A 26124-nucleotide genomic window follows, 5' to 3' on the forward strand; every position below is an offset into this window, starting at 1 on the left:
TCGCCAAAAGTATGCCTCCTTTGCAGCCTGTCTTTTAACTTGTTCCGCACGTGCCGGCCAAAACAGCGGTCCATGCGAAAATTTCGGTCCACAGCGGACTTTTACACTACGACTGCGTTGGGCACCCCGCAGCTTTGAGCCAGCTGACAAAGATGCGCAAGCAGTTCCCCGGAGGGAGGGGTAAGCCCGCGATATTCCTGCCGGACCCCGAAAGGCCGGTAGCAGATGATTTTATAGCGGGTGTTGCGCTTTGCAATATGCGGCGCAACTACCCGGCACACTTCCCGCACCGTCTGTTCCGCGTCGAAAAGTTCCGGCACCACCACGGTACGTACTTCTTCCAGTCTACCCGCCTGCGCCAGCCAGGAAAGGTTCGCCAGCACCTGGCGGTTGTCCTGACCGGTAACCCGCTGATGCTCTGCCGGATCCCAGGCTTTTACATCCAGCATTACCCCACCGGTAACAGACATCAGTTCCGGATCTGCTGAAAAGTCATAGCTTCCATTGCTGTCCAGCAAGGTATCCAGCCCGGCTTGTCCGGCCAGCGTAAGGAACTCCACCAGAAAGTCCCGTTGGCGGGTACATTCCCCACCGGATACCGTAATGCCGCGGATAAACGGCTGGTTACGGGAGACTTCTTCCATGACCTGCCGGGGTGTCATGCTGCGTACCCGGGGCGAAGCGCTGTGCGGACAGCTTTTAAAGCAGGTATCGCAGTAGACACACAAAGCAGAATCATACCGAACCTGGCCGTTTTCCAGACAAAGCGCGCCGGTTGGGCATTTATCCACGCAAATGCCGCAGGCACGGCAAAGCTGAATGGTTTCCGGATTGTGGCAGTATAAACAGGAAAAATTGCATCCCTGCAGAAAAATGGCGGTGCGGTTTCCGGGGCCGTCCACCGAACTGAACGGGATGATTTTGTTAACCAGCGCCTCCAAATCAGCGTACCCGTCGATTCAGCGCTTTGCAGTTTGTGGAAGCGCCCAGACCCAGGCCGGTAGTGTTCTGGCGCACATTCTGCCCGGCAGCAAGCTTTTCCATCTCGGAACGCTTGACCAGATAACCGGTCACCCGAACCACGTCGCTGTCGCTGTTGTAGAAAGACAGATAGCGGATATCCAGCTGGAATGCCCCACGAATCACGTCAAAGACAAACTGGGGATTCTTGTGCACTGTCATGTCCACCGGGAAGATATCGCCGGTTCCGGAGGGGAAATACTTGTGGAACAGGTTGATGTTCTTCAGGTGATCCACCAGCTCTGCCGGCTCTTCTCCAACCGGAATACGGGTTCCGGGGCTGCTGCCCTTGTCGCTGTCAATACCCACCTGTGCATGCAGCAGGAAGTGTCCGCCGGTAGCTTCACAATAAGGGGCCTGATGCGCCTGATTGAAAGCGGCAATCTGCTCCATAATCTCTACGCCCAGCGCATCCGCTTCGGCACTGTGCCCGAACCGGCCTTCGCGGCCGTCTTTTTCCAGCAGGGTATTCACGCATTCCGCCAGACCAACAAGGCCGAACATCGCGGTAAAGTTTTCACGCTGGATCAGTCCTTCCCGAACCAGGAAATTGCTTTCAAAGAAGCCGCTTTCCTCCACCAGGAACCGGATGCGGGCATCCATGTACCGGGCCATTACATCCATTACATAGGGCAACTGATTCTTTTTGAAATCCTCGATGCCGGAGGAGCGCTTGGCAATGCCATGCAGCAGCAGGCGGCAAAGCGTATACGAGCCGCCCGCCTTGTACAGGCCATTGTAGCAGCTGGCAATGCAGTAATTATCCCCCAGTTCGCCCCGGAACATTCTGTCATTGGCAAAGCTGGGTTTGGCCGAGCGCAACGCGCACTTCACACCGGCAAGCAGGAATTCATCCGGCGTATCCTGGCTGACCCGCATGGTCAGGTTCGGCACAGCATCCTCCAGTTCTGCTTCCACCTCCATGATCAGGCGGCCGGCACGGGTATCCGCCGGGCCAATGTCCGCATGGCAGAAGGAATCCAGAATGGTGCGGTCAATCTGGATAAAGAACAGACGCAGCGCTTTTTTGGCGGTTTCATCATCCACCTGGCTCACATAAGGCTCCAGCAAGGTGTCCAGATCGCCAATATACACCGGATAATTGGTAATGCTGGGTACATTGTGGTACAGAATCAGCAGGTTGTTAAGCGCCTCCCACAGGTCCTTCGGCACGTCCAGCTGCAAAAACTCACTGCCCTGTTTCAGGAACTTGGGATAGTCCGGGCAGATATAGCGGGGCCGGTAAGGTGCATCCCCTTCAAACAGATTACAGATACAGCGTTCCGGCTGCGGGCAGCGCATCAGCGCATCGAGCTCTTCCGGCTCATCAATCACGGTCAAAAAATTCTCGGCATGGCGTGCCAGATAGGTGACCTTTTGTTCGTGAGAAGCGGTTTTGTCCTGGATTGTAGCCAGAATTTCACGGCGCTTCTCTTCAACGGTTTCCATGGAAATGGGTCTCATCTGCAAGTGTCCTCCCGAATCAACACAAAACAATCTTATGACTTTTCTATTGTACTAAAAAACAGGAAAAATTTCAACTTAAATTGTGAATTGCGCTGTCAATTCCAGCATATTTCACGATATTTATTTGCAAAATGAGCAAAAAAATCACAGAAAAAAGTGCCCGGCACAAAAATGTGCCGGGCACTTTTCAGATGCTGATTTTTAAAGAGAAAACTCTTTACGCAGCTTCCTCAGCCAGGGTGAACAGGCCGCCGCCCAGTTCTTCCGGAGTGGAAGGAACGGTGATTTCGCCAGCGATGATCTTGGTCTTGGCATCCTCAACCGCCGCGATCACCTCTTCAGGCAGCAGATCGCGGGTGGGAGCCAGGTCAACGCCGCCGTTCTCCAGGCTGTACAGGTGCACGCCCGGGGTGAAGGTGCCGTTCAGGACAGCCAGAGAGATGTCCTGCGCAGCGGTATCCACGCGCTTCATAGCGGAGGTGATAACGGTGTTGGGGGCCAGAGAAGACTGGTCGGTGTCAACGCCGATGGCGTAGATGCCTTCGGTGCTGCAGGTTTCGATAACGCCGTTGCCGGTGCCGCCCGCAGCGTGGAAGATAACGTCAGCGCCCTTGGTGATCATGTCCTTGGCAGCGGTGCCACCGGCAGCGGGATCGCCGAAGCTGTTGGCATTGTACTGCAGGACAGTAGCGTTCTCGTTGGCAGCCTTGACGCCAGCGATGAAGCCGCAGCCGAACTGGTTCATGGAATCGGAAACCATGCCCTGGACATAGCCCACGGTATCGGTCTCGGTCATCATGCCGGCCACGATACCTACCAGGTAGGAAGCCTCAGCCTGAGAGAACATCAGGCAAGCCACGTTGGGCAGGTCGATGGTAGCGTCGTCGATGATGGCGAACTTCTGATCGGGGTTGGCCTCGGCCGCCTCACGGGTGGCATCCGCCAGCATGTAGCCCACGCAGATGATCAGGTCATAGCCCTCGTCCATGAAGGTCTCGATGTTGGACTGATAGTCCGCATCGGTCTTGGACTCCAGGTAGTTGACCTCAATGTTGGGATACTCAGCGGCCAGAGCCTGCAGGCCTTCCCAGGAGGTCTGGTTGAAGGACTTATCGTTTACGCCGCCCACGTCGGTAACCATGCCGACCTTGATGGACTCCAGGGCCTCGCCGCCCTCGGAACCAGCTTCGCTGCCGGCGTTGCTCTGGGAGTTGCCCGCAACGCTGCTGGAACTACCAGTGCTGCCGCAAGCCACCAGAGACAGAGCCATGACAAGAGCCAGAATCAGAGCAATAATCTTTTTCATGCTTGTACTCTCCTATTCCTGTTCGATTTTTCCTGCGCGGACGCAACAGCGCGCCCGGCCGGAGCGGATACGCGGTATGGTAAATTCTGTACCGCGGTAACAGTAAAAGTATAGTCTTTTAGTCTGCCAATTTCAACAGTTTGTCACAAACTGCGACAGTTACAAAATATTAACAAGCCGTGAAATTGGCGGTATAGAGCCATCCGGGTCAGAGAAGATTGTCGGGGCCAAAACCGACCGGAAGCAGCTCTCCCAGTGTCATAACCAGGGTATCCTCTTCACTTTTGGCCATAATCACCGGCATATCCGGCCCGCAGAACTCAAACAGCATCTGCCGGCATACGCCGCAGGGCGCTGCAAAGGAGGTGCATTTCTCCCCTTCTTTCCAGCCCACAACAGCAATCGCCGAAAATTCCCGTGCGCCTTCGCTTACAGCCTTGAACAAAGCGGTACGCTCGGCGCAGTTGGTGGGACTGTAGCTGGCACACTCAATGTTGCAGCCGGTGAATACGCGCCCGTCTTTGGCAAGAAGCGCTGCGCCCACCTTGAAATGCGAATACGGCGTATAGGCATTTTCGCGTGCCGCAATGGCCATGCGAACCAGTTCCCTGTTCTCCATTACTCCACAGCCCCCAGTGCGATCTTCATCATGTTGGTAAAGCTGGTCTGCCGCTCTTCCGCGGTGGTGACACGGCTGTCCACAAAGCTGTCCGAAATGGTGATCAGGCAGGCGGCATTTTTGCCCAGAACGTGGGCATTGTGGAACAGGGCAAAGCTTTCCATTTCCACCGCCACGCAGCCCTTCTCATCCCGCAGGGCCTCCCAGTAGGTGGGATTGGTGCGGTCGTCATGGCGATAGAAAACATCACTGGAGTGGATAATCCCCTCGATGAGAGGGATATTCAATGCCCGGGCACTGGCCCGCAGACGGTCATTCAGGGTTTCGCTGGGCAGGATGATGTCGTCGGTGCAGCCGCTCTGGGTACGGGCAAAGCTGCTTTCCGAATAGGCACCGGTGGCCAGGACCACGTCAAAAAGCGCAGCCTTGGGGGTATACGAGCCCGCCGAACCAATGCGGATGATGTTTTGCACATCATACTGGGTATAGAGTTCGTAGGAGTAAATTCCGATGCTGGGCATGCCCATACCGCTGCCCATTACACTGACCGGCTTGCCCTGATACGTGCCGGTATACCCGAGCATGCCCCGCACATCATTGAACAGTACGGGATCGGTCAGGAAGGTCTCGGCGATAAACTTGGCGCGCAGAGGGTCGCCCGGCATCAGAACAGTTGCCGCGATCTGGCCTTTTTCGGCCCGGTTGTGGGGTGTACTCATGGGTAATCTCTCCTTTGTTGTATAATTGACTGCTGGAGCCCCGGCAAAAGCCGAATCACTCCAGATACATTGTGCGAAGGGTTTGGAGCGCGGCCGCGTCCAGCCCCAGTTCCGCCTGCAGATAGGCTTCCGGGTTTGGATAGGCACGGTCAATAGCGTCCAGCGCTGTATCCAAATCCTCCATCCGCACCCCCATCAACAGGGCCAGATCATCGGCCCGTTCCGGCTGTGCGGCCTGGGCAGCCCGGATCGTGTCTGCCCGCCAGCGGTTGGTGAGAAGATAATCCTGCCGGATCGTCTCCCTGTCTGCACCCAGCGCCAGCAGGATGAGCGCGGCCGCCATTCCGGTGCGGTCTTTTCCGGCTGTACAGTGAAACAGAACCGGCACCTCCCCCGCCAGCAGACAGGCAAACAGTTTACGGTATGCCGGATTGGCAAAAGGCAATTTCCGATAGATCCGGGGAATACCCTGTTCCAGATAGCGGCGCGCCGCATCATGGCCCTGGGCAGCCAGTTCCCGGGGATCGAAGTTCACCTCATTGCCGTTTTCATCCAGAATCGCTGAAATCTCATACAAGGTCACCCCGGGAAAAGCAGGATCCGGCAGATAGTTCCGTTCCGCCGCGGAGCGAAAGTCGAAGATTGTGCGGATGCCCAGGCTCTCAAACAACTGTCTGTCGTGTTCGGACATAAGTTTGGCCGGCGCACCGGAACGCCAGAAAATTCCATGCCGCACCCGGCGGCCGTCCCTCACGGGATAACCGCCCAGTTCCCGGAAGTTGTCTGCCCCTTCAAAGGGCAGCGGCGTTCCCGGTTCGCATTCTTTCTGCTGCACAGGTATCACCTCCCGGCTTTGCACCGTTTACTGTTTTTCCTTTACCAGACCGGATTTATAGGCGGCCACCAGCAGTTTAAGGTCACGTACATTAGCAGCCAGTTTTCTGCCCTCATCGGTGTCGCCTACCAGAATCCGCCGCTCCGTGGTTTCAAACATATCCACACTGGACAGGATGTCCTTATTCTCGCGGATGGCTTTTTCGGTACTTTCAAAAGGCTCATGCACACGCAGGCTCAGCCCATGGCTGTTGTAAACCAGCGTATATCCGGCAATGCCGGTTTTTTCGTGATATGCACGGCAGAAGCCTCCGTCAATCACGATCAGTTTGCCGCCGCCTTTGATGGGAGTCTCCCCCTCCACGGCGCGCACCGGCACATGACCGTTGACAATGTGGCAATGACCCTGGTTCAGGCCGAATTCCGCCAAAATAGCCCGGGCCATACGAGTATCGTTAATAAAGCGGTAGTACGGGTTTTTACGCTCGTTGTGGGTGGCCTCGTCCGCTACAAACAGCCGCTCAAAGGTGGTCATTTTGTCCCGGCCGTACAGGGGCGAGAGCTTTCCGCACCAGAGATACCACAAAAAGTCCTCACCGCTCTGACGGGCAGCGCTGCCCTCCGGGGCAAAGAATCCGCGGCGCGCCCGCTCATCGCAATAGTCCATCAGCGAACGTCCTGCATAGCTGCGGTTCTCGAAGGTCTCGATGGCAAAGCCGCCGCTTTCCGCCAGCGGCACTGCACCATGGAACATCAGATTGTCGTTTTCAAGATGATAGACGCCGCCCTTGGCATACAGGAAACGAACATGCCGCTGCAGCCGCTCGCTCTGGGTAAAGCTTCGGCACAATGTATTCATCACCTGCTGTTCACTGGCGGTAAGCCGAGCCGGATCCGATGGGTCCACTGTGGGGAAATCCATATCCAGCATGGGGTAGCGTTTTCCCTCAATCAGGACCGTGCGGGTATTGTAGTCAATGCGGCGCAGGAAATCCCGCTCTCCCAGTTCAAAATCCGGGTTCCGGTCAATCACCTGGCATTCCAGCTTGAACATAAGCAGGGAAATCGCCTTGTGCATCCGGGCAACCCGGGCCAGTTCAGAGGGATGATAGGGACCGCGGGCCTCGTCCACATGGGGATAGAACCGGTGAATGTCACAGTTCTGGTATTCCGCCTCAGCAAACAGGGCCAGCGGACGCAGGTTGATGCCGTACCCGTCTTCCAGGGCTTCCAGATTGTTGTAAGCAAGGGTGGTGCGCAGCACGGTGGCAATGCAGAGCGGGCTGCCCGCCGCTGCCCCCATCCATACCACATCGTGGTTGCCCCACTGGATGTCCACCGAATGGTGGGCCATCAGATGATCAATAATGATATCCGGACGCGGACCCCGGTCAAAGATGTCTCCCACAATGTGCAGCTTAAAAACAGCCAGTGTTTTGATCAGCTGGCAAAGGGCCTCAATGAACTCATCGGCCTGATCCACGTCGATAATGGAGGCCAGAATCTGCTCATAGTAGAATTCCTTGTCGTGGTCCTCAAAATGTGCGTGGAGAAGCTCGTCCAGAATGTAGGAAAAGGCAGGCGGAAGACGCTTGCGCACAAAGCTGCGGGTATGCTTGGAGGACACCATGCGGCAGACGTCAATCAGCCGGTACAGCGTCTTTCGGTACCAGGCATCCAGGTCGTCGCAGCCGGCTTTCAGCTCATCCAGTTTCTGCGTCGGATAATAGATCAGGGTGGCAAATTCTGCGCGTTCTTCATCCGGCACCGACGGGCCCAGAACCCGATCCACCTTTTCCTTGATAACGCCGGAAGCGTTGTTCAGGATATGGGTAAACGCCTCATATTCCCCGTGCAGATCGCTCATGAAATGCTCGGTGCCCTTGGGCAGGCGCAGGATTGCCTGCAGGTTGATGATCTCGCTGCAGGCCGCTGCAATGGTGGGATATTCCCGCGCAAGCAGAGAAAGGTATTTGAGGTTTTTCCGAACCTGATCGGTAACGGTCTGCGGCTCCATATACGCCTCCTTGTATTTTCCGGGGAAGTGCCCCGGTCAGGATCTTCTCTGCTGCAGCATTTCCCGGGCGTTGGCCAGGCTCAGCTCGGTTACATGGTCGCCGGAGATAATCCGGGCCAGAACTTCCACACGCCCCTGTTCATCCAGCGGGTGAATCTGGGTATAGGTGCGGGATCCCTCCACCTGTTTGGCAATCAGCAGATGGGTATCTGCCAGCGCGGCAATCTGCGCGGTATGGGTAATGCACAAGACCTGCCGGCCACGGGAGGTCTGGCGCAGCTTTTCCCCGATACGCCCGGCCGCAAGGCCGGAAACGCCGGTGTCGATCTCATCATAGATCACCGTGGGAATATCGTCCTTATCCGCCAGCGCGCTTTTCAAGGCCAGCATAATACGGGACAGCTCACCGCCGGACGCGATGCGGGCCAGCGGTTTGGGGTCTTCGCCGGCATTGGCCGAGATATAGAACTCCACCGAATCCTGCCCGGCCAGAGCCAGCGGGCCACGGCTGTGCTGCAGCACAAACCGGATTCCCGGCATGTTCAGGAAAGTAAGCGCCTCCACCAGCTGTCCCTGCAGGGCATCAAATGCCGCCAGGCGTGCCTTGGTAAGCATCTCAGCGGCCTGTTTGGCCTGTTGGTAAAGCTGCTGTTTCTGGACGGCCAGTTCCTCCAGCTGCTGTTGGCTGGTCTGGATAGTCTCCAACTCGGTGCGGGCTTTGTCCGCAAAGGCAAGCACACCCTCCAGGTCTGTACCATATTTCTGGCGCAGACGGTAGATCAAGTCCAGGCGCTCTTCAATGCGGTCCAGTTCACCCGGTTCGGCATCGGTGCTTTCCAGGCGCTGGGCCAGTTCTTCCGCCAGATCCCGCACACCATAATAGTATTCGTTCAGCTTCTCGGCGAGAGACTGCAGATCCGGGTCCAGCGCGGCTGCCTGCTCCATTGCGCCGCAGGCAGCCCCCAGGCCGTCCGCCGCACCGGCCGCATCATCATCTCCCGACAGGGCCGCGTGGGCAGCGCTCAGCTGCTGGGCAATGGTCTGCGCATGAGACAGCACCCGCCGGCGCGCCTGCAGCTGTTCTTCTTCGCCGGGCTGCAGGCGTGCTTCTTCAATCTCCTGCAGCTGAAACTGCAGCACCTCAATGCGGCGCTGCTTTTCCGTCTCGTCCATCTCCAGCGCATCCATCTGGCGCTTGACGCGAATCAGCCGGCGATACAGTGTCTGGTATTCCTCCAACTGGGCCTGATCCTGCGCAAAGGTATCCAGCAGCGCCAGATGGCGTGCCGGATTGGTCAGGCTCTGGCTGTCGTGCTGGCCATGAATGTTGATCAGGCTTCCGCCAATTTCGCGAAGCACCGCTGCCGTAGCAGGCATACCATTGATGCGGCAGCCGCCTTTTCCCTCCGCGCTGATTTCCCGGTAAAGAAGCAGTTCGTCCTCTGCTTCATAGCCGGCCTCTTCCAGTAAGGCACGGGTACGGGGAGAAAGGTCGGTAAAGGTAGCCCAGATACAGGCTTTAGCCGCGCCGGTACGCACCAGATCGCGGGAGGTACGGTTACCCAGGATCGCATTGATGGAATCAATCAGAATGGACTTGCCGGCACCCGTTTCGCCGGTGAGCACGTTCAGCCCGGCGGTGAATTGTGCCTGTGCCTTTTCAATGACCGCCACATTTTCAATTTTCAGGCTGGAAAGCATTTGGGCTGTTCACCTCGCTGCGCCCGGCATATGGGGCGAAATATACTGATTAAGCTGCTGGGTGATGGTCTTGGCGTCCTCTTCCGTGCGCATCAGGATCAGGAAGGTATCATCGCCGGAAAGCGTACCCACCACATTTTGCCAGGGCATGGCGTCAAACATGCCGCAAGCCGCATTGGCCATACCGGAATAGCACTTGACCAGCACCACATGGCCGGCATTGTCCACCCGCAGCACCGATTCCCGGAAAATCGTCTCAAAGCGGCTGGCAGAATGCGGTGTAAAGGCATTCTGGTTTGCAGGCGTAACGTAGCGGTATCCCCCGCCGCTGGCCGCAGTTTTGATCAGGCCCAGCTCCCGGATATCCCGGGAAACCGTGGCCTGGGTCACCTCAAAGCCGGCTGCCTTGAGCCGCTGCAGCAGCTCTTCCTGCCGGTCGATGGGATGCTCTTCGATCAGTTGCAGGATCACCTGCTGACGTTTGCTTTTCACGGTTGGTTCACCGACCTTTCAGTTTTTTGTCTATGGCCATAAACTGATCAGCCGGGTTAAAGCTGATCAGATCCAGGTGACTGTCCGCCAGGCTGATCTCAACCTGAGCGCCGGGAGAAAGGCTATGGTCGCCGGCCCCGTCGGCCGACACGCAAACCGGATCGCTGCCGGTGTATTCCCCCACCCGGATGGTCAGACGGCGCTGGGCGCTGAATACCATGGGCGGGCTTTGCAGGCTGTGGGCGCAGATGGGGGTAACCACCATCCCGCCAATACGCGCATCCAGAATCGGGCCGCCTGCACTCAAAGAATAGGCTGTAGAGCCGGTGGGGGTGGCCACGATCACGCCATCCCCCCGATACCGGTTCACCAGCGTACCGTCACACCAGACAGCAAACTCAATGGTCTGCATCCGCCAGCCTTTGTACAGAACCACATCGTTCAGCGCGGTCTGCTCCCAGGCATCGCAGCGGGCCCGCAGCAGCATCCGTCTGTCCAGCTGATAGTCACCGGCTGCCAGCCGGGCCAGTTTGGAGGGCATCTCCTCAATCTCGCAGGTAGCCAGAAAGCCGACCCGCCCCAGATTGATTCCCAGAATAGGAATGCCATACGGCTGGGTGCGCCGGGCCGTATGCAGAATGGTACCGTCGCCGCCAATGGTGAGTACGGCATCGGCAGAAGCCAGTGCCGCTTCGTCCCGGGCCGGGTCGGCATCCGGCCAGACCGTACAGGCTCCCTGCTGCTGCAGAATGGCAGCGGCCTGTTCGGCGACCTGCAACGCCTCCGGTTTTTGCTGGTTGAGTACCATGTATACGGTCATAGTTCGACGCCTCCCGCGAAGATCAGTCAAGGGTTTCGTGGGCGCGCCGCACCAGATCCCGGGCTATACTCTCGTCCAGCGCCGTCGGGGATTCCGAGCGCTGCACATGCATCAAAAACTCAATATTGCCTTCCGGGCCTTTGATTGGCGAATGATCCAGCCCCAGCACCGAAAAGCCGTTGGTGGTGGCGTGCTCCATCGCCTGCAGCAGCACCTCCAGATGGGTTTCGGGTTCCCGCACAACGCCCTTTTTACCGACCTTTTCCCGGCCGGCTTCGAACTGCGGCTTGACCAGGCAGACGCCATCGGCCTGGGGCACACAGATACGGGCTGCCACAGGAAAAATGTGTTTGAGAGAGATAAACGATACGTCCACGCTGAAGAACTCCACCGGTTCCGCCAGCATATCCGGCGTAACATTGCGGATGTTGGTGCGTTCCATATTGACGACCCGGGCATCGGTGCGCAGCGACCAGGCAAGCTGCCCATACCCCACGTCCACAGCATACACCTTGGTAGCACCATTCTGCAGCATGCAATCGGTAAAACCGCCGGTGGAAGCACCGATGTCCATGCAGACTTTGCCCGCCGGATGTACCGGGAACACCTGCATGGCCTTTTCCAGCTTCAGCCCGCCGCGGCTTACATATCCGATATCATGGCCGCGTACCTCTACCTTGGCATCTTCCGGGATCATGTCGCCTGCCTTGTCGCATTTCTGCTCGTTGACAAACACCACACCCGCCATAATCAGGGCTTTGGCCCGTTCCCGGCTCTGCGCCAGGCCATTCTGGCACAGATATTGATCCAGCCGTATCTTCAAAGTTATAAATCCTCCCAGCTTTTTCGCAGAGCCGCCGCATCCAGCCCCAGCTGGGCTTTCAGGCGGGAAACATCCGCATGGTCAATCTTGTTGGTGGTAACGGCCCGATGAATAAACCGGCCGTGCCAGCCCGCTGTAAGCAGCGCGGCCTGCAGCTGCTGGCCAATACCGCCGGTGGCAACGCACTCCTCCGCAAACAGCAGGGTATCATAGCGGCCAAGTTCACGCACAAGCCCATCCGGCAGCGGATAGATCTGCACCAGCTTATATACATCCACGGCCTGACCGGCGGCAGCCAGCTGCTGCCCGGCCTCCAGCACATCCGCCGTTTCACTGCCGTAACTGATCAAGACACCAGCGGCGTTGTCCGTTCTGACCAGCTGGTCATAGGGTTTGCCGGAGCATCCCAGCGCAGCCAATGCCGGGGTTTCGCCGCCCCGGGGGTACCGGATCGCGCGAGGCCCATTCGGTTCTTTCATAAGTTCCGCCAGCCAGTGATCCAGCTCCGCATAGTTGCAGGGAGACCAAACCGGCACGCCCGCCTGGCTCAGATACGCAGGGTCATAGATGCCCTGATGGGTCTCGCCATCCCCCGGCACCAGACCGGCCCGGTCCACGGCGAACAGCACGTTCAGCCCCATCAGCCGCACATCATGGATCACCTGATCAAAGGATCGCTGCAGGAAGGTGGAGTAGATTCCTACCACCGGCAGCAGGCCCTGGCTGGCCAGACCGGCCGCAAAGGTAACCGCATGCTGCTCCGCCATGCCCACGTCGAAGAAACGCTCCGGAAAACGGCGGTACATATACTGCAAACCAGTACCATATTTCATTGCAGCCGTAATGGCACAGATACGGCCGTCCTGCTCCGCCAGGCGCACCAGCTGCATGCCAAATTGCGTGGAGAACGAGGCGGCGGGCGCCACATCCGGATCCGGCAGGTGGTCGGTATCAAACGACGACACACCGTGGAACTCACCCGGATTTTCCTCAGCTGGTTTAAAGCCCTTTCCCTTTACAGTCACCACATGCAGAAAAACCGGGGCCACCTGGTTCTGCAGGTTTTGCAGCAACTCAACAAGGCGTGCCGTATCGTGGCCATCCACCGGGCCAATGTACTGGAACCCCATCTCCTCAAACATGGTGGAGTGGTAAATGGTACGGCGCAGCGCCCGTTTACAGGCCTGCAGCGCGCGCACCAGTACTTCCCCCAGAACCGGGATATGATCCAGGAACGTTTCCATCCGGGCTTTGGCCTGGTTATACTGCGGATTGGTACGCAGCACCGTAAGATAACGGGCCACAGAACCCACGTTTTTGGAAATCGACATCTTATTGTCGTTCAGGATGACAATAAGATTATTGAGGGTATCCACATTGTTCATACCCTCGTACACCATGCCGCCGGTGAAAGCGCCATCCCCTACCAGGGCTACCACTTTGCCCGGCTCACCTTTGAGCTTTTTCGCCTGGGCCATGCCGATGGCGGCGGAAATCGCCGTGTTCCCGTGCCCGGCCACAAAGGCATCGTGCTCACTTTCGGACGGCGAAGGGAACCCGGACAAACCGCCCTCCTGGCGGAGTTTTTCAAAACCGCTGCGGCGGCCGGTAAGCAATTTATGGGTATAGCACTGGTGCCCCACATCGAAAACGAATTTGTCCTGCGGGGTGTTGAGAACATAATGAAGCGCAACCGTCAGTTCCACCGTGCCCAGATTGGAAGCCAGGTGGCCGCCGGTGCGGGATACGCTGTGAATCAGAAAATCCCGGATCTCCTGACAGAGCAGGGGCAGCTGTTCCGGAAACAGCTTTTTCAGCTCCTGCGGACTGTTGATCCGGTCCAGAAGCGGATAGGGCATATGCATGACCTCCGAGTACAGGATTACAGGTTGACCGGCAGAATAAACCCGATCAGAATGCCCAGCACAGCACCGCTGAGCACCTCAAAGGGTGTATGGCCAACCATTTCCTTCAGTTTCTTGTCCGCAAAGATCGGCGCATTGCGGGCATTGTCGTCCATCCACTGGTTCAGAATCCGGTTCAGGACCTTGGCCTGCTCACCGGTTTCACGCCGGACGCCCATAGCGTCATACATAACGATTACCGCCAGCACAAAGGCCATGGCAAACATAGGCGAGTGCACCCCCACATACCGCCCGGTAGCGATCAGCATGGAACAGACCGTGCTGGAATGGGCGCTGGGCATACCGCCTGCTCCCCACATACGTTCCAGGTCAAACTCGCCGATCACCCAAAAGTTGATGAGCGTTTTGAGCACCTGGGCCACAAGCCATCCGATCAGCGAGATGCTGAGTATGATGTTCCAGCTGTAGACGAGTTTGATCCACTCCATACCTGTTTTGCTCACTCCTTACTTTTTACGTTCCAGCAGCGCTCCGGCCATCCGGCGCAGGAATTCCGCCCGGGGGCCAAAGCCGTTCAGGGCGGTGCAGGCCTCTTCATTGACCTGCTGTGCCAGGCGCTGTGCACCTTCGGGACCATACAGGGTTGCGAAGGTGGTCTTTCCGTTTTCCGCATCGCTGCCGATGGGTTTGCCAAGCTGCTCTGCCGTTGAAGTAACATCCAGCACGTCATCTACGATCTGGAACACAAGTCCCAGCCCATAGGCGAACGTCTCCAGCGCCTGCCGCTGTTCGGCGGTTCCATCTGCAGCAGCCGCGCCCATCTGCACCGCCGCGTTGATCAGCGCCCCGGTCTTGTTCCGGTGAATACGGCGCAGCACTTCGTCGGTGGCCGGCTTGCCCTCCCAGGCGATATCCAGTTCCTGACCAAGCACCATGCCCCTTGCACCGGCGCCATGGGCCAGCGCCTGCACGGCAGCGGTGCGGGCCTGCTCGGAAAGCGGCGCATCCCCGATCACCTCAAAAGCAGTGGTCAGCAACGCATCGCCGGCCAGAAGGGCGGTGGCTTCCCCAAACTGCTTGTGGCAGGAGGGGCGGCCGCGCCGGAAATCGTCATCATCCATGCAGGGAAGATCGTCATGGATCAGGGAGTAGGCATGCAGCATTTCCACAGCGCCTGCCAGCCAGGATGCAGCCTCAATGTCGCCGCCCAGCATATCGCACACGGCCAGCACCAGAACAGCGCGCACCCGCTTGCCGCCGCCCATCAGGCTGTACCGGGCAGCCCGGCAAACCTGTGAATCCTCCGGCAGATAGGTTTCGCACAATGTCTGCAGGCGGTCTTCCGCCAGTTTTTGGTACCGTGCGTACTCCGGCATATCCATGGGTCAGTCCTCCTCTGTTTGTTTGGGCGACGCAGCCAACAGCGTCTGGTCAATCTGCTCAATCTGCAGCTTGGCCTGGGCAAGGGATTCTTCGCAGAACTGCACCAGCTGCGCCGCCTGACTGTACAGGGCGATGGACTGGTCCAGGGTGGTATCCGGGTCGGCCAGTTTATCCAGCAGCTGTTCCAGCTGGCTCATCCCCTGTTCAAAGTTTTTCGGTGTCTTCATTCTGTTTGACCTCAATGCTTTCTATGCGGCAACGGGCGCGGCAACCATCGCCGCGCAGCCAGAGCTGCTGGCCCGGCTGCTGCTGAGCCAGACACAGGCTTTTGCCGGTCCGGGTTTCCGGGATGCAGTAGCCGCGGGCCAGAACCCGGTACGGGCTCAGCGAATCCAATACCTGCAGGCTGTGGGCAAAACGGGTCTGGGCAGCCCGGCAGCAGGTTTCCATCCGGCTGCTCAGCTGCCGGCAACTGTTATCCAGCCAGGCTCTGCGCTGCTCAATGCCGTGCAGAGGAGAAAGGTCCGCCAAATTCTGACGGGCCGTAACAGTATCATTATAGCATAAATGCAGTCTGTCTTGCATATTTTTATGCATTTTATCATAAATCTCTGCAAGTGCGCGGCGAATCTGTGCCTGGTCGGGCACTGCCAGTTCCGCAGCCGCAGAGGGGGTGGGGGCCCGCATATCCGCCACAAAATCCAGGATCGTATAGTCAATCTCATGCCCTACCGCCGAAATCAACGGCGTGCGGCAGGCAAAAGCGGCGCGGGCAATCCCCTCGTCGTTGAACACCCACAGGTCCTCCCGGGAACCGCCGCCCCGGGCCACAATGATGACCTGGGCCCGGCCATCTGCATCCAGGGCACGGATTCCGCCGGCGATCTGGGCGGCGGCTTCCCTGCCCTGCACGTTGACCGGAGCGACAAGCAGCCGGGTCAACGGCCAGCGGCGGCCGATCACCTGCAGAATATCCTGCAGTGCCGCCCCCGTACCGGAAGTGACCACCCCCACACAGGAGGGCATGGGCGGCAGCGGCTGCTTTGCCTCCGGGCGGAACAGTCCTTCTGCCGCCAGACGGGCTTTCAGTTCTTCAAAGGCCATCTGCGCAGCGCCGATGCCGTCCGGCATCAGATCGCGCACATACACCTGAAAGGCACCGTCCCGCTCGTACAGGCTGACCCGGCAGCGAACCACGACCTGCATGCCATCCTGCGGGCGGAATGCCAGACGGGCAGCGTCCCGGCTGAACATAACTGCCTTGACGCTGCTTTGCGCATCCCGCAAAGAAAAGTAGCAGTGGCCGCTTTTGGCATGGCGCACAAAGTTTGCGATCTCGCCCCGCAGCGCCAGATCCGCCAGGACGGCATCCCCTTCCAGCACCGATTTGACATACCGGTTCAGAGCTGTTATGCCGATTACCTGGGGCATACGGTCTCCTCTCTGGCGGCCAGCACCGCCACGCCAATGGCATTATCGGACGAAAAACGTCCGGGCACAAAGCATACATCCGGCAGACGGCGCTGCACATAGTCCCGGATTACCGGGCTGCTCATAACACCGCCGGCGCAGACCACCGGCAGGCCGGGATGCAGCCGCAGGGCTTCCCGGGTCATCCGGATCACAGTTTCTCCTACGCAGAGCAGGCAATACCGGCAGACATACGCCGGGGATTTGCCCTGCTCCAGCAGACGGGCGCACTGGTTTTCCAGCCCGGACAGGCTGCATTCCAGCCCGCGCACCGTGGCGCGGGGACGAATTTCTTCGTCGCATTCGGCAGCAAGACGGGAGACCTGCTCCCCCGCCGGGAATGCAAAACCCAGCCGGACGCCGATGCGGTCCACAGCCTGGCCTGCATACAGGTCGGTGCTGGTACCCAGAGTTTCCACGCTGCCGTCCGGCCGGCGGAGAAGCAGATCCGTGGTGCCGCCGGAGATATGGAATACCAGCACCGGCTGCTCCCACAGCTGCGGGCGCTGCGCCGCAAAAATAGCGGCGGCAATATGCCCCTGCTGATGGGTGGTATAATGGACCGGGATGCCGCGCCCCGCAGCGAAAGCCCAGGCGGCGCTGATCCCCGCCGTAAAGCAGGGCATATAGGAGCCCTCCACCGGGCGGGGCTTTTCCGACACGCCCACCGCGCCGATCGCGGTCAGGTCAACCTGGGCCGCCAGTTCCCGCAGCATTTCGGGCAGTGCCTGGGTATGATGAAACAGCGCCTCGCTCTGGCGCAGCCCCAGCTGGCCCGGACGGACGGGCAAAAATTTCTTTTTATCACAAACAACCTCCCCGGCGGCGGTGTCGAACACCGCCAGGGAGGTTGCGTAATTGCTTGTGTCGATGCCCAGGGTCAGCATACGGGCTGTGCCTCACTGTCCTGTGCCATGTCCCGGGCGATGGAGCCCAGCAGGCCGTTGACAAACTGGTAATCTTCTTCACCGCCGTATTTCTTGGCCAGCTCCACGGCTTCGTTGATCGCCACGCCGGGCAGCTTTTCTTCCCCATAAAGCATTTCGGCCACAGCCAGACGAACCAGGGTCAGGCTGACGCGGGGCAGGCGAGCCATGGTCCAGCCCTTGAGCCGGGGCTCGATCAGAGCGTCGATCTCGGCAGCATGGGCCGCGCAGGCACGCAGCAGCGATTCGCCGAAGTCATCCACCGGGTATTCCCCATCCTGACGGCTGAATTCAATCACTTCCTCCAGCGTTCCCACATCAAACGAGGTGCTGAACGCGGCGATAAAAGCATTTTCCCGGGCAGCGCGCCGGGGCAGTTTCTGTTCCATATTTTCTCCTTACACACAAAATACGCCCCCCGCCGGTGAGGTTCCCGCAGCAACCGGGCCCGGCCGACGGAGAGACGCGTCTTTTTCTGCTGGTTTTATTCTTCCCCGTCCGGCATTTCCACGCCCACACCGGTGATCACCACATTGACCCGGGAGACGGTAATGCTGGTCATGTTCTGCACAGACGCCTTGACGTTCTGCTGGACCTTTTCGCTCAAAGCCGGGATGCGGGCACCATAGGCAATGGTCACATTCACCGTGATCTCGGCCACCTCATCCTGCAGGGTGACCTCTACAGGCTTGGGTGTCGCCAGCCGGCCCAAAAGGCTTTTCATGCTGTACGGGCAGGCTTTGACCTCCCGCACACCGTCTACCTCCAGCGCGGCCAGACGGGCGATCTTGGCAATCACATCGGTAGAGATCTGCAGACTTCCGCCCACGAGGTTCTGGTCTTTCACTTCCATGGAAAAGCCCTCCTACAAAATCTTTGCGAAACGGATCACCGGCCCGCACGGAGCCGTTTGCCGTTCTTTTTCATTGTTGTTGCCTATTATACCACTCTTATTCACATTTCGCAACCGATTTTCCGGCGGGTTCAGCGCACCTCCACCACGGTAATGTCCTGCGCGGCAACTTCGCACCGCTCCAGAACGGCGTCCCGGATCTGCGCAACTTCACTCTGCCCCAGCTGGGCATTGGTGGTCATAACGGTTACGTCCACCTTGTCCTCGCCGATAAACACCACACAGTCCACAAAACCCTTGGCCTTGAGAAGCGTTTCGATCTCGTTTTCCGCGGCAATGCTGTCGATCTGGCTGGACAGCTGCGCGGTAAGATTTTCTTTCTCTTCGTCCGTCAGTTTGGCGCTTTTCAGGCTTTTCTGCAGGGTGTCCAGCGCTTCGTCCCGGGATTTGGTCCGGCTCAGGCGGGCCTGTTCAAAAAACTCCGTGCCGGTGCTCTCGGTCACGCTCACCAGCTGGGCTTCCCCATAGTTTTTATCCCCCGTAGCGGATTCCTCGCCGGCGGCGGTCTGCTCCGCTACCGGAAGCGCATCCACCACCACGGCGTCCTCCGCTGTTGCCGAGGTCTGGGCGGCGTCGGGTTCCACCGCAATATCGCCTGTGCGGGCATATTCCCAGTTCAGGTATACCGCCACCGCCAGCGCCACCGCCAGCGTGAGCACCGTGAGTTTCTGACTATGCTTTCCAGTTCTCATCTTCATTGCCTCCGTCAACTCATTTTTGCTATGCTGATCCTGTTGGTGGATACCCCCAACAGAACCGAGACCATCTCTGTGAGACGCGCCTGGACCGCCGCGTCATCTCCGCCCTGGCAAACCACCGCAACACCGCGCACCTCAGGCAGCCAGGTGGTTTCCACCAATGCCGAGTCCCCTGTGCCGTCATCCAGAATCACATGGCTCCACTCGTAGCTTTCCGCGTCGCCGCGCTTTTCGTCCAGTGCGTAGATGGTTTCCTCGCTGCTTTCCAGGGTGATCATGACCCGGGTCTCCCCCGCGCCCTCCACGCCGGAGAGCAGTTCTTCCATCCGGGAGGAGAGCCGGTCTGCGTACTCGGTCAGCTCCGCAGAACCGGAGAAAGCCGCCGTTGCTTCACCTGTCTCGGTAGTTTTGCTGTCTCCCGGGTCAAACAGGTCAGCGAATAAAATCAGTGCCATTCCGGCCAGACCCAGGGCAAACAGCAGGCCCGGCTTCTTTACGGCGCCCGCTGCCAATCTGGCCAGCGCCTGCCGATCTATTGTGCTGTTTGTGTTTGGCATTCCACCGTCCCCCTTTCTCCGACCCATTCCCGCAAAAGCAGCTCTGCCGCCCGGGCTTGCGCCTCGGTGGGGGCACAGGCCTGAACAGCAAGGGTCTGCGTTCCGTCAGGCAGGCCGGTCAGCCTTACCTCCACCTGTGCCTGTACGCCGCAGGATGCCAGTTCATCTGTAAAGGCATTTGCCAGTACATCTTCCGTTTTGCCATTTCCAAGCGCCTTTGTGTCATAGAGGATCTCCGGTTCGATGTCAAATTGATCTGTAATGCCAGACGGCTTTACAGACGTGTTTATCGGAGAAAGAATGGCCAATACAATATACAGCACCGCTATATTTTTTATGACTGCGGTATGCCGGCTGGCCGGCAGCAAGACCTGGACAGCACCGGCCAGCATACACCCGGCACAGATTCCCCCCGCCCATTGGCGAAGCAGTTCATTCATCCAAACAAGCCTCCTGTTCCGGTTGCAATCATCAGCGCGGTGGACAATACGACCAGCATAAAGAAAAACACCAGAAAGGACAGGCAGAGCCCCGCCCCCTCTGCCGCGCCCTCCAGCACAGCACCACTGCGGGGCAGCCCAAAGGCTTTGGCCAGCAGGCCGCCAGCCGCCAGCACCAAACGCATGACCAGGCACCTTGCGAACAGCGGCAGGAATGCCGCCGCCAGTACAGCGATGGCCGCAAACCCAAGCGAGCCTTTTACCACCCGCAAACCGGCCAGCACGCTGGCCATGGCGTCCTGAGCCGCCGCACCCACCACCGGAATGCTGCTGCTCAGCACTGCGCCGCCCGCCCGCATGGCCAGATTATCGCTTTGGGCGGCAAGCGTGTTCTGCAGCCCCAGTACCGCGGCAAAGCCAACGGAAACACCCCGCAGCAGGCTGCGCACACAGCGGGTAAGCCCTTGGGTAGCCTCTTGCAGCGGCGGCACACCGCTGATACCGGCTGCGCTGTTCAGCGCCAGATAGGCCCGCACCAACGGCATGGCTACACTGCAGATCAGTTGGGCGGACAGGGACGCCATGGAAAAGAACAGGCCCGTGCAGACCAGAGCCCCGGCACTTTGGCCGCAACTGACCATGACCCCGGCAAAGATGGGAAGGAAACTTGCCAGGTACAGCCGCCAGTCGGAAATCGCGGCGGATACCTGACCGACCAGTTCCAGCGTGCCGTCTGCCGACAGCAGAAAGCAGCCTGCCACCGCGATGAGTTCAATACACTGCCGCCAGCCGTCCGAAGGCGCAAAGGTAAGCGCGGCCGAAGCCAGCAAAAGCAGCGCGCCGATTTGTCCCAACAGGCGGAATGGGGCCAGGAATTCACCGGAAACGGTCTTCCACAGGGCAGCGATGAGTTCAGGCAGGGACATAGAGGAAAACTCCTCTGCGCTGATTTCCGGCTCGTCCAGATATTCCTGAATCTGGGGAGGCGTGTCCATTTCCTCAGCATATACGGCCGGGCAGAACACGATCCCCGCCGCCACAAGCAGCACCATGGCCAGCAGGCGGCAAAGCCGGAAACGCTTTCTTCTCAAAACGCCCCCTTTGTTTATTGAAGCAATCGACTCCATACATCCACCACCCGCTGCAGCATGGGCAGGGCCGACAGCAGGATCATGCAGCGTCCCGCCAGTTCCACCTTGGCCCCCATTGCCGTCATTCCTGCATCTTTGCAAAGGTCCTGCGCCGTTTGTGCCACCAGTGCAATGCCTGCCGCCCGGATCAGACAGATAAATTCCTCCCGCAGCAGATAAACCGAAAAGTTTTCCAGCCATTCCAACGCCTGCGCCGCATAGGGCAGCATCCAGGCCAGAAGAACCACGGTGCCTGCCAGCGATGCCAGCAGTGCATACACCGGCGAATACGGCCGCAGCAGAACCGCCAGCACGACTGTGACGATGGCAACACCGGCTACGGCGCCTATCTGCGCGGCACTCACAGGTTAAAGAGTGTTTTGATGGTGACAAACAGTTCGCTGATCTCCTTCACCATCATGGAAAGCACCACGATCAGCCCGGCCAGCGTGGTCATCATGGCCTGATCTTCCCGCCCGGAGCGTATCAGAAGCTGGTTCAGCACCGCCACGATAATCCCGATGGCTGCGATCTTGAATACAAGGTCAATATCCATGCAATGCCGCCTCCCGATCCCTTGTTTTTACAGCAGAAACAGCACCGCCAGCGCCCCCAGGCACAGTCCTGCCTGGCGATACAGTTTTTTTGCTTTTTCTTCTTCCCGCCCGGCACAGGCCCGGAACTCGGCGCAGCGCGCCAGGCAGTAGTCCAGACGGCGCACGGTTTCCCGGGTACCGCAGCGGCCAAGGCCTGCAAAACATTCGGCGAATACCGCATACTGGCAGGGCGGGAGCACCGTGGGCGGATGCACCGTGCACAGCGCGTCTCCGCTTTCGCAAAGCCATGCCAACGGCATTTGCGCGCGAAGCTGGTGCAGAATTTCGGCGGAATCCATCTCCCGGTACAGGATCGCCGCGCGGATAAAATCCAGCACACGGCCCATTTCGTCCAACGCCTGGGTGTGGCGGCGTGCCTGCTCCACACGGGCGGTGCCCCACCCATACCCGGCCGAAAGTGCCAGAAGCGCCCCGGCCAGGCGCAGCACCCCGCCGCTCACAGGCCCATCACCTGCCGTATCCGGCCCGGATGCAGGCTGCTCTCCAGCAGGATCAGCCGATCAAAAGCGCCGGTGGAGGTCAGTTCCCGCAGGGGCGGACGGCGGGAAAGGTCCTCCCTGCTTGCGGCGTGCACCGTAAGCACGAACCGTACCCCTGCGTGAAGCCCCTGCATAACGGCGCGGACCTCTTCCCCGTCCCCCAGTTCGTCACACAGAATTACATCAGGGCACAGGGTGCGCACCGCCTGCAGAATGCCCCGCGCCTTTGGCCAGGCAGACAGAACGTCACAGTGGAGCGGCAGCTCAAACGCAAAGCCCTGCATTCCGCAAGGAAACAACTCACACCGCTCGTCCACAACCGCCACCGTTTGGCCCATCCGGCACAACTGAGCGGCAACAGCCCGGAGCAGGGTGGTTTTTCCGCTGCCGGGCGGTCCGGCTACCAGAAGCCCGGTAAAATTTTGCAGGGCCTGCGCCGCTTCGGGCGAAAGAGAAACGCTGCAGCGGCGGGCAATCCGCAGATTCAGCGAAGTTACCGTCTTGAACCCGGCGATGAGGCCGGTTTCTTCCCGGATCGGGATTCCTGCCACGCCGACCCGGTGGCCGCCTGGCAGGGTGACAAAGCCCTGCCGGAGTTCCGGCGCGCGGCTGTGAACCGACTGGCCGCACAATGCATAAAAGCATTCCTGCAGCTGGGAGTGGGTCAGTGCCGGAGAACCGGCCGGATCGTCACAAAAGCCGCCTGCTCTGTCCGGATAGAGTGTTCGTTCGCCCCGCAGTTCGGCCGGGCGGCCGCTGCGCAGCCGGATCTCCCGCACGCCGGGCGCTTCACCGGACGGCAGCGTGGCCAGCCGGGCTTGCAGCTGTTCCGGCAACCGCCGGATAACCTGGTAATACTCGTCCATCTTTTCGCCTCGCTCTCCATGCTCCCACTATATGGCCGGGCAGACGGTTTTAGAACAAAGAAACAGCGCGGAGACCACGAAAAGGTCTCCGCGCTGTTTCGCATACGAGTAACTGGTCAAATCAGGGTTGACCGAACTGCCCGATAAATTCTTCCTCGGACAGGATAGGCACCCCCAGTTCGGCCGCCTTTTTATTTTTGGAAGAGGTGGATTCCCGGTCGTTGTTGACAAGGAAATTGGTTTTGCCGGAAACACTGCCCGCCACCGAGCCGCCCTCGGCCTCCACGTACTTTTTGAACGCGGCCCGGTTGGTAAAGATATGCACATTGCCGGTGATTACAAAGGTCATCCCGGCGCAGCGGCCGCCGGTGGTGTCCCGGGGTTCCACCGTTTCCAGATGCAGTTCGTTCAGCAGTTTGTGGTAAACGGCACGGTTTTCCTCATCAGCAAACCAGCTTTGCAGTGCACGGGAGCGCTCGGGGCCGATGCCCTCCACATCATCGAAAGGCAGGCCTTCCTCCACCCGCTTGGCAAAGCCTTCGCTGCCCAGCGCTGCCAGGATTTTTTTGGCCGCGTCCACACCGATCATCGGAATGCACAGAGCAAACAGGAAGTTTGCGGGATGGGCATTGCGGCTTTTTTCAATGGCAGCCGCCAGATTTTCATAGGACTTTTCACCGAAGCCGTCCAGTTCCACAATGGCATCCCGGTGCTCACTGAGGTGATAGATATCCGCGTAGTCCCGGATAAAGCCCTGGTTTACGAACACCCGCAGACTTTGGATGGACAGCCCGTCGATATCCATGCCGGTTTTGCTGACAAAACGGGAGAACCGTTTCAGATGCTTGGCCGGGCAGGAGGGGTTGGTGCAGCGCAGGGTTTTGGTATCCCCTTTGCCGTTCACCCGGATCTCGGTGGGGGCGCCGCACACCGGACACTGAGACGGAATCGTAAACGTGCCCTCCGCTTTGCGCACCGCCACACATTTGGGGATAATCTTGTTGGCTTTGATGACCTCAATCTCGGTTTTGCCGTTTTCGCCGATGCCCAGCCGCTCCATTTCGCTGATATTGCACAGGGAGGCACGGGTCACGGTGGTGCCCTCCAGCTGTACCGGGGCAAACACCGCCACCGGCGTAATGATGGAGGCCGCGCAGGACCAGTCTACGCTTTCCAGCATGGTCACCGCTTTCACATCCTGCCATTTGTAGGCAAAACCGGCCCGGGTGGCATGATGCCCGGTCACGCTGCCGGTGGCAGCGTATTCGGTATCGTCATAGGTGAGCACCAGGCCGTCTACCGGCAAATCCATTTCGCCCCGGTCTACTTTATCGGTAAAATGCTGGATTGCATCCGGCAGCCCTGCCGCATCGGTGCGCTGCCGTTCCACCGTAATGAACCCCAGCTTGTCCAGCCAGTCCATCCGGTCGCCCCAGGACAGGATCTCCCGGTCGGTGTGCACCAGCGTAAAAGCGTTGAAGGTAACCCGGCGCTCTTTGACCTTGTCCAGGTTGGTCTTGTCCAGTGCCAGCGTACCGGAGGCCAGGTTCCGGGGGTTGGCATATTTGTCGTCTTCTTCGTCCAGCGTGTCGTTGATGCGCTCAAAATCCGTGTAGGAAATCGTCGCCTCACCCCGCACCACCAGGTGGCCGGGCTCGTCCACCGTCAGCGGCACGCCAACCAGGGCTTCTTTCATATAGGTAATGTTGCTGCCGATGGTGCCGTTGCCCCGGGTGAGGATTTTGACCAGCTGGCCGCCGTCGTAGGTAAGCACCAGGGTCAGGCCGTCCAGTTTCCAGGACAGCCAGACCGCCCGGTCCCCGGCCCATTTCTGCAGCTCCGCCACGTCCTTGGTCTTGGCCAAAGAGAGCGCGGGATATTCATGCGGCTCCTTTTCGCCGGCGGCATCCGGCTCGCTCTCCGCATGGCTGGTGGTCTGGGTCGGGCTGTCCGGCCGGATGTAGCCGGTCTGCCCCTCCAGTTCGGTCAGTTCGTCAAACAGCTGATCCCACTCAAAGTTGGTCATCCGTTCTTCTTCGCCGCCGTAATAAGCTTCCGAAGCCTTATTTAATGTATCGACAAGATAGTCTATGCGTTCTCTCTGTTCCATATCTGTTTCTCCCGTGTCTGCTGCCAGGCCGCATCACTGCAGCCCGCTTTTTGCCCGGAACCGGCCATATGGCCACAGGCAGAAATAGTATACCATATTCCCGCAGCTATTGCACGTAGGTTTGCGGCACCTGCCCCACAATCAGCACCTGGGCAATGCAGATCTGGTTTTCCACGTAGACTTCTGCCGAATAGCCGCCCAGAATTGCCGTCATGTCGGCTTGCAGAACCAGAAAGACCCGCAGTTCGGTCTGGTTGATCCCCGCGGTATCCAATGTAGTGATCACGTCGCTGTTCACATAAGAGTCCGGGATGGCCTGAAAGCTGATGGATGGCCCTCGTCCAGCCAGCAGCTGCCATCCCAGCAGTGAGCCCACCGGGACATAAAAGGTCTGTTCCCGCAACTGGTCCAGGGCGGCGGCCACCTGCTGGGTCAGGTGTGCTTTGACCTGGTTGATGGCGGCGGTATCGCCGGTCACCGCCAGAACCGCCCCCTGCGGGTCCCGTTCAATCTGATACAGCCCGTCAAAGAGCAGCGGCTCTGCCGTCATGGCATCGGTGACCGCGGCATTCATCTTTTGTATGGCCCGCTGACGGCATTCGTATTCGGCCATGGTCAGGATCATCGGGCGCAGCCGGGCCTCAGCGCTGAACAGGATATAGCAGACTACAGCAGCCCCCAGCAAAAGGGCGATTGTACGGCGGCGCGGACGGCGGCATACGATCGGGCGGCACTTTCTTTGCATAAGCCGGGACCTCTTTCTCTAAAGATATAGTTTCACTATATTCCCGGCTGGCGGGTTTTGTGCAGAGAAAAAGCGTTTCCTCAGCCGGAAACGCTTTGCCGCCGCAA

General features: G+C 59.0%; 29 protein-coding genes. All 29 read right to left on the reverse strand.

Translation table 11 applies throughout. The features are described 5' to 3' along the window. Positions 1 to 101 precede the first annotated feature (101 nt). Entirely contained in the window at positions 102 to 941 is an 840-nt protein-coding gene (locus B5E65_RS03145; protein ID WP_087170320.1) for a YjjW family glycine radical enzyme activase, read from the reverse strand. A 1-nt stretch (position 942) separates the two neighbouring features. After that, positions 943 to 2484, reverse strand: a complete 1542-nt coding sequence (locus tag B5E65_RS03150) for a YjjI family glycine radical enzyme (RefSeq protein WP_087170321.1) — start codon at positions 2482 to 2484, stop codon at positions 943 to 945. 220 nt (positions 2485 to 2704) lie between these two features. Beyond that, on the reverse strand, positions 2705 to 3793 hold the full coding sequence (locus tag B5E65_RS03155; protein WP_087170322.1) for a BMP family ABC transporter substrate-binding protein: 1089 nt from the start codon (positions 3791 to 3793) through the stop codon (positions 2705 to 2707). A 208-nt stretch (positions 3794 to 4001) separates the two neighbouring features. Then, entirely contained in the window at positions 4002 to 4412 is a 411-nt protein-coding gene (locus B5E65_RS03160; protein WP_087170323.1) for a cytidine deaminase, read from the reverse strand. After that, on the reverse strand, positions 4412 to 5131 hold the full coding sequence (gene deoD, locus B5E65_RS03165; protein WP_087170324.1) for a purine-nucleoside phosphorylase: 720 nt from the start codon (positions 5129 to 5131) through the stop codon (positions 4412 to 4414). Before deoD ends, B5E65_RS03160 begins: the two co-directional genes overlap by 1 nt. Positions 5132 to 5186: 55 nt before the next feature. After that, complete coding sequence (locus B5E65_RS03170; RefSeq protein WP_481810349.1) at positions 5187 to 5933, reverse strand: tyrosine-protein phosphatase; 747 nt, start codon at positions 5931 to 5933, stop codon at positions 5187 to 5189. A 60-nt stretch (positions 5934 to 5993) separates the two neighbouring features. Further along, entirely contained in the window at positions 5994 to 7982 is a 1989-nt protein-coding gene (locus B5E65_RS03175; RefSeq protein ID WP_087170326.1) for a fructose-1,6-bisphosphatase, read from the reverse strand. 36 nt (positions 7983 to 8018) lie between these two features. After that, complete coding sequence (gene recN, locus B5E65_RS03180) at positions 8019 to 9683, reverse strand: DNA repair protein RecN (protein WP_087170327.1); 1665 nt, start codon at positions 9681 to 9683, stop codon at positions 8019 to 8021. Between the two features lie 9 nt (positions 9684 to 9692). Next, positions 9693 to 10175, reverse strand: coding sequence for an arginine repressor (locus tag B5E65_RS03185; protein WP_087170328.1), 483 nt, complete (start codon positions 10173 to 10175; stop codon positions 9693 to 9695). A gap of 7 nt (positions 10176 to 10182) precedes the next feature. After that, positions 10183 to 10995, reverse strand: a complete 813-nt coding sequence (locus tag B5E65_RS03190; RefSeq protein WP_087170329.1) for an NAD(+)/NADH kinase — start codon at positions 10993 to 10995, stop codon at positions 10183 to 10185. 22 nt (positions 10996 to 11017) lie between these two features. After that, on the reverse strand, positions 11018 to 11818 hold the full coding sequence (locus tag B5E65_RS03195) for a TlyA family RNA methyltransferase (RefSeq protein WP_087170330.1): 801 nt from the start codon (positions 11816 to 11818) through the stop codon (positions 11018 to 11020). A 2-nt stretch (positions 11819 to 11820) separates the two neighbouring features. Then, on the reverse strand, positions 11821 to 13677 hold the full coding sequence (gene dxs, locus B5E65_RS03200) for a 1-deoxy-D-xylulose-5-phosphate synthase (protein ID WP_087170331.1): 1857 nt from the start codon (positions 13675 to 13677) through the stop codon (positions 11821 to 11823). A 23-nt stretch (positions 13678 to 13700) separates the two neighbouring features. Then, a complete protein-coding gene (locus tag B5E65_RS03205) occupies positions 13701 to 14171 on the reverse strand; it encodes a divergent PAP2 family protein (RefSeq protein WP_087170332.1) in 471 nt (156 codons plus the stop codon). Positions 14172 to 14189: 18 nt separating this feature from the next. Further along, positions 14190 to 15065: a polyprenyl synthetase family protein gene (locus B5E65_RS03210; RefSeq protein ID WP_087170333.1), complete on the reverse strand. Its 876-nt coding sequence runs from the start codon at positions 15063 to 15065 to the stop codon at positions 14190 to 14192. A gap of 3 nt (positions 15066 to 15068) precedes the next feature. Continuing rightward, complete coding sequence (gene xseB, locus B5E65_RS03215; RefSeq protein ID WP_087170334.1) at positions 15069 to 15293, reverse strand: exodeoxyribonuclease VII small subunit; 225 nt, start codon at positions 15291 to 15293, stop codon at positions 15069 to 15071. Further along, a complete protein-coding gene (xseA, locus tag B5E65_RS03220; protein ID WP_087170335.1) occupies positions 15271 to 16497 on the reverse strand; it encodes an exodeoxyribonuclease VII large subunit in 1227 nt (408 codons plus the stop codon). Before xseA ends, xseB begins: the two co-directional genes overlap by 23 nt. After that, positions 16485 to 17423 carry a tRNA (adenosine(37)-N6)-threonylcarbamoyltransferase complex transferase subunit TsaD gene (locus B5E65_RS03225; RefSeq protein ID WP_087170336.1) on the reverse strand — a complete coding sequence of 313 codons (939 nt, stop codon included), beginning with the start codon at positions 17421 to 17423 and terminating at the stop codon, positions 16485 to 16487. The genes xseA and B5E65_RS03225 overlap by 13 nt, the downstream gene beginning before the upstream one ends. Then, the gene (gene nusB, locus B5E65_RS03230) at positions 17417 to 17851 is read right to left on the reverse strand and encodes a transcription antitermination factor NusB (protein ID WP_087170337.1); all 435 of its coding nucleotides are present in this window, start codon (positions 17849 to 17851) and stop codon (positions 17417 to 17419) included. Before nusB ends, B5E65_RS03225 begins: the two co-directional genes overlap by 7 nt. A gap of 95 nt (positions 17852 to 17946) precedes the next feature. After that, entirely contained in the window at positions 17947 to 18315 is a 369-nt protein-coding gene (locus tag B5E65_RS03235; RefSeq protein WP_087170338.1) for an Asp23/Gls24 family envelope stress response protein, read from the reverse strand. 131 nt (positions 18316 to 18446) lie between these two features. Next, positions 18447 to 19067: a SpoIIIAH-like family protein gene (locus B5E65_RS03240; protein WP_087170339.1), complete on the reverse strand. Its 621-nt coding sequence runs from the start codon at positions 19065 to 19067 to the stop codon at positions 18447 to 18449. 14 nt (positions 19068 to 19081) lie between these two features. Further along, positions 19082 to 19630: a stage III sporulation protein AG gene (locus tag B5E65_RS03245; RefSeq protein ID WP_143402962.1), complete on the reverse strand. Its 549-nt coding sequence runs from the start codon at positions 19628 to 19630 to the stop codon at positions 19082 to 19084. Further along, a complete protein-coding gene (locus tag B5E65_RS03250) occupies positions 19606 to 20070 on the reverse strand; it encodes a hypothetical protein (RefSeq protein WP_087170341.1) in 465 nt (154 codons plus the stop codon). The genes B5E65_RS03245 and B5E65_RS03250 overlap by 25 nt, the downstream gene beginning before the upstream one ends. After that, positions 20067 to 21161 carry a stage III sporulation protein AE gene (locus tag B5E65_RS03255; RefSeq protein WP_158098501.1) on the reverse strand — a complete coding sequence of 365 codons (1095 nt, stop codon included), beginning with the start codon at positions 21159 to 21161 and terminating at the stop codon, positions 20067 to 20069. The genes B5E65_RS03250 and B5E65_RS03255 overlap by 4 nt, the downstream gene beginning before the upstream one ends. 14 nt (positions 21162 to 21175) lie before the next feature. Then, a complete protein-coding gene (locus B5E65_RS03260; RefSeq protein ID WP_087170343.1) occupies positions 21176 to 21565 on the reverse strand; it encodes a SpoIIIAC/SpoIIIAD family protein in 390 nt (129 codons plus the stop codon). Then, positions 21562 to 21756 carry a stage III sporulation protein AC gene (spoIIIAC, locus tag B5E65_RS03265; RefSeq protein ID WP_087170344.1) on the reverse strand — a complete coding sequence of 65 codons (195 nt, stop codon included), beginning with the start codon at positions 21754 to 21756 and terminating at the stop codon, positions 21562 to 21564. Before spoIIIAC ends, B5E65_RS03260 begins: the two co-directional genes overlap by 4 nt. Positions 21757 to 21783: 27 nt before the next feature. Then, positions 21784 to 22257 (reverse strand): hypothetical protein, encoded by a 474-nt coding sequence (locus B5E65_RS03270; protein ID WP_087170345.1) that lies wholly within the window; start codon positions 22255 to 22257, stop codon positions 21784 to 21786. Next, positions 22254 to 23162 carry an ATPase, T2SS/T4P/T4SS family gene (locus tag B5E65_RS03275; RefSeq protein WP_087170346.1) on the reverse strand — a complete coding sequence of 303 codons (909 nt, stop codon included), beginning with the start codon at positions 23160 to 23162 and terminating at the stop codon, positions 22254 to 22256. The genes B5E65_RS03270 and B5E65_RS03275 overlap by 4 nt, the downstream gene beginning before the upstream one ends. Before the next feature lie 121 nt (positions 23163 to 23283). Further along, complete coding sequence (gene ligA, locus B5E65_RS03280) at positions 23284 to 25272, reverse strand: NAD-dependent DNA ligase LigA (RefSeq protein ID WP_087170347.1); 1989 nt, start codon at positions 25270 to 25272, stop codon at positions 23284 to 23286. Positions 25273 to 25378: 106 nt separating this feature from the next. Then, entirely contained in the window at positions 25379 to 26017 is a 639-nt protein-coding gene (yunB, locus tag B5E65_RS03285) for a sporulation protein YunB (protein WP_087170348.1), read from the reverse strand. Between the last annotated feature and the right edge of the window lie 107 nt (positions 26018 to 26124).

It is taken from the genome of Gemmiger sp. An120, assembly GCF_002160955.1.
GTDB classification, from domain to species: domain Bacteria; phylum Bacillota; class Clostridia; order Oscillospirales; family Ruminococcaceae; genus Gemmiger_A; species Gemmiger_A avium.